The sequence below is a fragment of the Anabaena sp. CCY 9402-a genome, assembly GCF_963920945.1.
GTDB classification, from domain to species: domain Bacteria; phylum Cyanobacteriota; class Cyanobacteriia; order Cyanobacteriales; family Nostocaceae; genus Trichormus; species Trichormus minutissimus.
This window is the reverse complement of sequence record NZ_CAWUDL010000205.1, coordinates 1-895: the sequence shown is the minus strand read 5'-3', so window position 1 is coordinate 895 and position 895 is coordinate 1. Positions and strand designations below refer to the sequence as shown.

Annotated in this window: 1 protein-coding gene; it reads left to right on the top strand. The window is 45.3% G+C overall.

Going from position 1 to position 895, the window contains the following annotated elements:
- Positions 1 to 895 (top strand): AMP-binding protein (locus ACM0OR_RS28310; RefSeq protein WP_414579729.1); only part of this gene is annotated, 895 nt, incomplete at both ends.

Sequence of the window (895 nt, the reverse complement as noted above, 5' to 3'; positions counted from 1 at the left end):
GCTGGGGGGGCTTTTGTACCTCTTGACCCAGCTTATCCACGCGATCGCCTACAATACTTACTTGAAGATTCTCAAGTGCCTGTATTACTTACCCAGTCGCACTTACTTGACATTCTACCAGAGCATCAGCAGGTGATTTGTCTGGATACAGATTGGCAGGCGATTTCCCAACAGAGTCAAGCCAATCCCGTTTCCCCAGTCCAATCTACTAATTTAGCTTATATAATTTATACCTCTGGTTCAACTGGCAAACCCAAGGGGACAATGATAATTCACCAAGGGGTGGTGAATTATCTCAGTTGGTGTACTGAAGCTTATGCTGTAGCCGATGGCTATGGCGCACCTGTACAGTCTTCTTTTGCTTTTGATGCGACTATTACTAGCTTGTTTTCACCTTTAATGGTGGGTAGGCAAGTGGTGCTGTTACCAGAGAAGCAGGAGATTGAGGCTTTATGTAGCGTTTTGCGGTCTAAAAGTCAGTTTAGTTTAGTGAAACTGACACCTGCTCATTTGGAACTGCTCAATCAAATTATTCCCCCAGCAGAAGCCGCCGGACAAACCAACGCTTTTGTTATCGGTGGTGAAGCCCTCTTAGGCAAAACTCTGCAATTCTGGCGAGAAAACGCCCCAGAAACTCGACTAATTAATGAATATGGCCCGACAGAAACTGTTGTGGGTTGTTGCATCTATGAAGTGACAGATGACACTTCGTTAACAGAGGGTATTTTAATTGGTCGCCCCATTGCTAATACCCAACTTTATATTTTGGATGAATATCTGCAACCAGTCCCCATTGGTGTCAGAGGTGAACTCTATATTGGTGGTGCTGGTGTGGCGCGGGGCTATTTGCATCGTCCTGAGTTGACAAAAGAGAAATTCATTTCCCACCCCTTCA